The sequence below is a fragment of the Streptomyces sp. NPDC058964 genome, from assembly GCF_042741275.1.
In the GTDB taxonomy this organism is placed as follows: domain Bacteria; phylum Actinomycetota; class Actinomycetes; order Streptomycetales; family Streptomycetaceae; genus Streptomyces.
The window spans coordinates 1-6,902 of the sequence record NZ_JBHYKH010000013.1 but is presented as its reverse complement, the minus strand read 5'-3'; the positions used below and the strand labels follow the sequence as shown (position 1 = coordinate 6,902).

The 6,902-nt window shown below is 70.7% G+C and carries 7 protein-coding genes and 1 pseudogene; 4 read left to right on the top strand and 4 right to left on the bottom strand.

Annotated features, from left to right (window positions below):
• Positions 1 to 204: pseudogene (locus tag ACFW2E_RS03070) on the top strand (ABC transporter ATP-binding protein); the annotation flags it as partial.
• Complete coding sequence (locus ACFW2E_RS03065; protein WP_384460467.1) at positions 201 to 2,534, top strand: ABC transporter permease; 2,334 nt, start codon at positions 201 to 203, stop codon at positions 2,532 to 2,534. The pseudogene ACFW2E_RS03070 and the gene ACFW2E_RS03065, both read left to right, overlap by 4 nt.
• A 56-nt stretch (positions 2,535 to 2,590) precedes the next feature.
• Here the strand turns inward: ACFW2E_RS03065 and ACFW2E_RS03060 are convergent, their stop codons facing one another.
• From ACFW2E_RS03060 to ACFW2E_RS03045, 4 genes are all read right to left on the bottom strand, one after another.
• Entirely contained in the window at positions 2,591 to 3,019 is a 429-nt protein-coding gene (locus ACFW2E_RS03060) for a hypothetical protein (protein WP_384460464.1), read from the bottom strand.
• A gap of 4 nt (positions 3,020 to 3,023) precedes the next feature.
• Positions 3,024 to 3,410 (bottom strand): roadblock/LC7 domain-containing protein, encoded by a 387-nt coding sequence (locus ACFW2E_RS03055; RefSeq protein ID WP_384460461.1) that lies wholly within the window; start codon positions 3,408 to 3,410, stop codon positions 3,024 to 3,026.
• A gap of 60 nt (positions 3,411 to 3,470) precedes the next feature.
• The gene (locus ACFW2E_RS03050) at positions 3,471 to 4,385 is read right to left on the bottom strand and encodes a MarR family transcriptional regulator (protein WP_384460458.1); all 915 of its coding nucleotides are present in this window, start codon (positions 4,383 to 4,385) and stop codon (positions 3,471 to 3,473) included.
• 187 nt (positions 4,386 to 4,572) lie between these two features.
• Positions 4,573 to 5,517 carry a LysR substrate-binding domain-containing protein gene (locus tag ACFW2E_RS03045; RefSeq protein WP_384460456.1) on the bottom strand — a complete coding sequence of 315 codons (945 nt, stop codon included), beginning with the start codon at positions 5,515 to 5,517 and terminating at the stop codon, positions 4,573 to 4,575.
• A gap of 148 nt (positions 5,518 to 5,665) precedes the next feature.
• On the opposite strand from ACFW2E_RS03045, the gene ACFW2E_RS03040 reads away from it, so the two are divergent.
• Together ACFW2E_RS03040 and ACFW2E_RS03035 are read left to right on the top strand one after the other, a co-directional pair.
• Positions 5,666 to 6,220 (top strand): peroxiredoxin, encoded by a 555-nt coding sequence (locus ACFW2E_RS03040; RefSeq protein WP_149547415.1) that lies wholly within the window; start codon positions 5,666 to 5,668, stop codon positions 6,218 to 6,220.
• 1 nt (position 6,221) lies between these two features.
• Positions 6,222 to 6,758, top strand: a complete 537-nt coding sequence (locus tag ACFW2E_RS03035) for an alkyl hydroperoxide reductase (protein WP_384460554.1) — start codon at positions 6,222 to 6,224, stop codon at positions 6,756 to 6,758.
• Positions 6,759 to 6,902: the final 144 nt, after the last annotated feature.

Genomic DNA, 6,902 nt, shown 5'->3' with positions numbered 1-6,902 from the left:
CCGCGGGTGATATTCGCCCACGAGCCGACCGGCGCGATCGACTCGTACAACGGCGAGCGCGTGATGGAGCTGCTCACCGACGCGGCCCGGTCGACGAACGCCGCGGTCGTGCTGGTCACGCACGAGGCGCGGGTCGCGGCCTACTCGGACCGCGAGATCGTCGTACGGGACGGCAAGTCCAGGGACATGGAGCGCATCGTATGAGCCCGGGACGGGGGGCGAGGGACCTCGCCATGGGCGTCCGGTTCGCCTTCACCGGCGGACGCGAGGGGTGGGTCCGGGCACTGCTGACGGCCGTGGGTGTCGGGCTCGGCGTGGCGCTGCTGCTGCTCACCACGGCCGTCCCGAACGCACTGGCCGAGCGCGACCGGCGCGGCGAGTCCCGGGACGACTTCACCTACAGCGGGAAGGTGATACCCAAGGCGGCCGACACCCTCATCGTCGCCGACGGCGGCACGACCTTCCGCAACAAGGACGTACGCGGCCGCCTCCTGGAACCCGAGGGCGCGCGGGCGCCGCTGCCGCCGGGCATCGGGAAGTTCCCCGCCAAGGGCGACATGGTCGTCTCGCCCGCGCTGAAGGAGCTGCTCGACTCCGGCTCCGGCAAGCTGCTGCGCGAGCGGCTGCCCTACCGGATCACCGGCACCATCGGGCAGTCCGGACTCATCGGGCCCTCCGAACTCGCCTACTACGCGGGGGCCGTGGGCCTGGAGAAGTACATGTCCGGCGGCACCGTCGAACGCATCGACTACTTCGGGCCGTCGTCCCACAACGCCGACGAGCCGCTGGACCCGGTGCTGTTTCTGCTGGTCCTGATGGTCTTCGTGGTGCTGCTGATGCCGGTCGGCGTGTTCATCGCCGCCGCCGTGCGCTTCGGCGGCGAACGGCGGGACCGGCGGCTCGCGGCGCTCAGGCTGATCGGCGCGGACGGACGGATGGCACGCCGGATCGCGGGCGGCGAGGCGCTCGCCGGGGCGCTGCTCGGGCTCGTCTTCGGCACCGGCTTCTTCCTGGTCGGGCGTCAGCTTGCGGCCCGGTTCGCGGTGCGGGACATCAGCGTGTTCCCGAGCGACCTCAACCCGTCGCCCGCGCTCGCGGCGCTCGTCGCCGTCGCCGTACCTGCCGCGGCCGTGCTGGTGACGCTGTTCGCACTGCGCGGAGTCGTCATCGAACCCCTCGGTGTGGTGCGTACGGCCAGGCCGCCGCGGCGCCGGCTGTGGTGGCGGCTGCTGCTGCCGCTGGGCGGCCTCGCGATGCTGTACCCGATGATCGGGCAGGGCAACACCAACGGGAACTTCAACCAGTGGCTGGTCATCGGCGGCACCGTGCTGCTGCTCGTCGGTGTCACCGCGCTGCTGCCCTGGGTGGTCGAGACGGTCGTGGCCCGGCTGAACTCCGGCGGGGTCAGCTGGCAGCTGGCCATCCGCAGGCTGCAGTTGAGCAGCGGAACGGCCGCCCGCATGGTCAACGGCATCGCCGTCGCGGTGGCCGGGGCGATCGCGCTGCAGATGCTGTTCGCCGGCGTCGAGGGCGACTACACCAAGGACACGAAGAACGATCTGACCCGTGCCCAGATGGAGGTCTCCGTGCCCGGCGGGGTCCCGCTGGCGCAGGTCGGCAGACGGCTGGCGGACACCAAGGGCGTACGCCGGGCGACCGCCATCTCGATGAGCTCGGTCGGGGACCGCGCGGCGGAGCCGAACGCCGAACTGGAGGTGGCCGCCGGCAGCTGCGCCGAACTGCGCGAGGTGGCACGCCTGAAGTCCTGCAAGGACGGCGACATCTTCCAGATCACCGGCGAGTACGACAGCAAGACGAAGAAGCTCACCGTGCCGGGCACCACCGTGTACTTCGACCCGTCGTACGGCTCCGTGGCGACGGCTCCCCGGACGCCCTGGAAGATACCCGCCGGTCTGAAGAAGGCCGGGCCCCGCGAGGACCCGACCGGCTACGCGCGCAGCGGTCTGCTGATCACCTCGGGCGCGCTGCCCGCGAAGGCGGCGGCGAGCCTGAACCAGAAGGTGTACGTCTCGCTCGACCCGTCGGTGCCGGACGCCCGGGAGTACACCCGCAACACGGCCGCGCGGCTGGATCCGCTGGCGAACGTGTTCACCCTGGCCGCCAGCGAGCAGTCACAGCAGTTCCGGTCGATCCGCACCGGGCTGTTCGTCGGCGCCACCTGTGTCCTGCTGCTGATCGGCGCGAGCCTGCTGGTCTCCCAGCTGGAGCAGTTGCGCGAACGCAAGAAGCTGCTGTCGTCGCTGGTCGCCTTCGGCACCCGGCGCCGCACGCTGAGCCTGTCGGTGCTGTGGCAGACGGCGATCCCGATCGGGCTGGGACTGGTGCTGGCGTCCGTGGTCGGCATGACCCTGGGCGCCGTGCTGCTGAGGATGACCGACACCTCGGTCCGGCTGGACTGGGCGAGCGTGCTGTCCATGACCGGCATCGGCGCCGGTGTGGTCCTGCTGGTCACCCTGCTCAGCCTGCCGCCGCTGCTGCGGCTGATGCGGCCGGACGGGCTGCGGACGGAGTAGCGGCCGCCCACACTCGTGGGCCCCATCCAGGCGGGAGGGGCCCACGCCCCGTGGGGTCACAGGCTGTGCTCCCGCACCACCCTCCGGGCCTGGGCGAACAGCATGCCGACATTCACCGACTTGCGGCAGACGACCACGGCGACGACGTCCTGCTGCTCGTTCATGCGGATGAAAAGGTGGGTGAGGTTGTCGCTGTTGACCAGGATCTCCTGGAAGAAGTGGCCGTCATCGGCGATGCCCCGACGCTCCTTGAAGACATCCTCGATCATCACGACCGTGCGTCCCTGGAACAGGTCGAGCGTCGCGCCCGCCAGTAGGTCCAGCACCTCCGGCGGGTGGTTGTCGATCGTCTCGTAGGAGAGCAGCATCCCGGTGGACATGTCGACCACGCCGGCCGCGACGCACTCCGGCGCCTCGCTCCGCAGCGATTTCACCAGGCTCATCACCTGGTCGGAGAAACCGGTCGTCATACGCTTCGTCGCCATCCCTTCACACTCCCTCGGTTGCCTTCTCGGTGAGGATCGAGCCGATGCGGTCGAGGGCCGGATGGGTCGCCCGGTGCAGGCGTTCCACGTCCATCCCCTCGTCGCCGAGCACGACCATCAGGGCGGTGTCGCCCACCGCGTAGAACGCGACGCAGCCGTGGCTGCCGTAGGTCACCGTCTGCCGCAGCGCTCCGCGCGCGGTGGCGTCGGCGGTGCGACGCGCGAGGCCCAGGCCCGCGGCCGCGAGGGCGGCGAGGCCCTCCGGGTCGATGGAATCCGCGGTGTCGGCCGCAATGAGCATTCCGTCGGCCGCCGCCAGTGCGGTGTCGGTGATACCGGTGACCCGTTCGCGCAGCCCGCGCATTTCTCGCGCAAGGGCTTCGTGATTCATGTACTCAACTCCCTTTTTCCTGACTGAATTCGACCGTTGCGGCAATCGACGTGCCAGTTTTCATTTGGCGGTTCCGTGTCGCAGCCGGAAGAACCCTTTCCAGCTCGCCCCGCTCTTGGGTGGGGTGAGGGCTTCGGTGATGCCGCTGGCGCCGGGGTCCCGGCGCGGCAGTTCGGCGGGGGCGGGGACCGGCTCCGGGACGGCCGGAACCGGCGGGGGCGGCGGTTCCCGGTGCCGTACGACGGGAGCCTCCGGCGGCATCCGGATCTGGATCCCGGCGGCCTGGCCCGCGCAGTCGAGCAGCCCCTCGCCGAGCATGCGCGCGACCTCCACCGTGACGGTGTAGACCCCGCGACCGGTACGGAAGGCCAGGTCGCGAGCGGTGCGACGGCCGTCGGCGTGGTCGAGCAGCTCCTGCTGCAGCGGGGTGAGGGCGCGGTCCCCCAGGGATCCGGGCAGGGGTCGCTCGCGATCGGGGCGCACGGGGTGCGGCAGCGCGGCCAGGGCGGCCAGCTTGCGGTTGGCGTCCTGGAGCAGCCGGGCGGGCGCCTCGCCGACGGCGACGGGGGCGTGCGGCTCGGTGCCGAGGACGGACTCGCAGCCGTCCACCCGCCCGGCGACGATGGCGAAGGCAGCGTCCTGCAGCGCCATCACGCACACCACTCTGAGCTGGGCCGCCCCCGCGTAACCGCGCGCGATCAGCCCGGTGGCCGGCCAGCGCGCCCCGCCGGAGGCCCGCACCAGCTCGGCCCACTGCTCACCGTCGATGCGGTCGGAGCGCAGCAGCAGCGCCTCGGGACCGGGGGCGCCGGGACTCTCGGCCGCGACCACGAGTCCGCTCCGCAGGTGGAAGGAGCCGCCGGGACTGCCCGGCACCCGCAGTTCTCCCGTGAATCCCTCGCGCCCGCACGCGATCAGGGCGTGCGCGAGCCGGCCGTAACCAGCCCTGCCGAGGGGATCCCGAACGTCCGACATCACTCCCCTTGGCATATCGGCATTTCGCACAGACGCCTGACGCGTCGCACCGAGGGGGTATGTGTATCAGTTCGATGGCATATTTCAGCGAGGGATTTTCCTACCTGTCCCCAGCTGACGGAAGTTGGAGCATCGGACGACTCAAATAGCTTTGTTCGACACTCATTTGACCGATTGAAGTACGAACTCAGGCGCCGGCGTCGAGCACTCGTACGGGCAGCGGGCGCAGGGCCTCGCGCAGTGCGGCCGCCAGCTCCCGGTACTCGGCGCCGCGGGCCGCTCCGGTGCGCATGGCCAGGGCGACGCGCCGGCTCGGGGCGGGATCGGCGAAGCAGCCGGTGAGGAGCTGGGCGCTGCGGGTGGTCTCGACCTTGAGGGCGGTGCGGGGAAGCAGGGTGCAGCCGAGGCCGCCGGCGACGAGCTGCACGAGGGTCGGCAGCCCCGCGGCGGTCGTCGTGACCGGCGCGTCCTCCCGGCCCGCCTCGCGGCAGATGTCGAGGGCCTGGTCGCGCAGGCAGTGCCCTTCGTCGAGGAGCAGCAGGTTCAGCTCCTTGAGGGCCTCGCGCGGGATTCCCTCCCGGCCGCCGAGCCAGTGGTCGAGCGGGGTGACGAGCACGAAGTCCTCGTCGAAGAGGGGGAGTTCGACGACGCCCGGGATGCCGAGGGGGACGGCGAGCAGCAACAGGTCGAGCCGGCCGCCGGCCAGCCCGTCCAGCAGGCTGGCGGTCTGCTCCTCGTGCACCTGGAGGTCGAGGTCGGGGTACCGGTCGTGGGCGAGCCGCAGGACGGTGGGCAGCAGATAGGGCGCGACAGTCGGGATGACGCCGAGCCGCAACACCCCCGTGAAGGGCGCGCGGACCGCCTCGGCCTCCTCCAGCAGCGCGCCGACCTCGTCCAGCACCGCCTTCGCCCGTACGGCGAGACGCTCACCGGCGGGCGAGAGCAGCACCTTCCGGGTCGTACGCTCGAGAAGGGTGACCCCGAGTGTCTCCTCCAGGGCTGAGACGGCCCCCGACAGGGCGGGCTGGCTCATCCCGATGGCGGCCGCCGCGTCCCGGAAGTGCAGATACTCGGCGACGGCGGCGAAGGCGCGCAGCTGGGACAGGCTGGGCTGCCGCCTCTTTCCGCTCACGCTACTCACGGTCACTGATAGATACCTCCGATCAACGCGACCGAGTGTAGCTATTTCTCGTATCAATGCACCCTGTGCCAACATCGGCACAGTCCAACCCATGGGAAACGCCCGCGATCCGGGGGTTTCCTCGCTGCAAGGAGAGCATGTGCTCACTGTCGGTGACAAGTTCCCCGAGTTCGAACTGACCGCCTGCGTCTCGCTGGAGAAGGGCAAGGAGTTCGAAACGATCAACCACAAGACCTACGAGGGCAAGTGGAAGATCGTCTTTGCGTGGCCCAAGGACTTCACCTTCGTGTGCCCGACCGAGATCGCGGCCTTCGGCAAGCTGAACGACGAGTTCGCCGACCGTGACGCCCAGGTCCTCGGCTTCTCCGGTGACTCCGAGTTCGTGCACCACGCCTGGCGCAAGGACCACGACGACCTGCGTGACCTGCCGTTCCCGATGATGGCCGACTCGAAGCACGAGCTGATGCGCGACCTGGGCATCGAGGGCGAGGACGGCTTCGCCAAGCGCGCCGTCTTCATCGTCGACCAGAACAACGAGATCCAGTTCTCCATGGTGACCGCCGGCTCCGTCGGCCGTAACCCCAAGGAGGTCCTGCGGGTCCTGGACGCTCTCCAGACGGACGAGCTCTGCCCGTGCAACTGGAGCAAGGGCGACGAGACGCTGGACCCGGTCGCGCTGCTGGCCGGTGAGTGAGTTGTCCCTCGACTCCCTCAAGTCGCGCGTACCGGACTACGCCAAGGACCTGAAGCTCAACCTGGGCTCGGTCATCGGCAACTCGGACCTGCCCGCGCAGCAGCTGTGGGGCACGGTGCTGGCGACCGCCATCGCGTCCCGCTCCCCCATCGTCCTGCGCGAGCTGGCGCCGGAGGCGAAGGCGAACCTGTCGCCGGAGGCGTACACCGCGGCGAAGGCCGCGGCGGCCGTCATGGCCATGAACAACGTCTTCTACCGCACCCGTCACCTGCTGTCCGACCACGAGTACGGCACCCTGCGCGCGGGTCTGCGGATGAACGTCATCGGCAACCCCGGTGTCGACAAGGTCGACTTCGAGCTGTGGTCGTTCGCGGTGTCCGCCATCAACGGCTGCGGTCTGTGCCTCGACTCGCACGAGCAGGTGCTGCGCAAGGCCGGTGTGGACCGCGAGACGATCCAGGAGGCGTTCAAGATCGCCGCCGTGGTCGAGGCCGTCGGCGCCACGCTGGACGCGGAGGCCGTGCTGGCCGCCCAGTAGTCCCCTGCGGGAGGCCGCCCACGCACGACGACGGGCCCCGCGCCCCCGCCCCCGGGGGGGGGGCCGCGCCGGGCGCGCGCCCCGGGGCGGGTGCGGGGGGGGAGGGGGCGCGAGGCCGGGGGAGGGCCACGCCGCGGCCGCGCC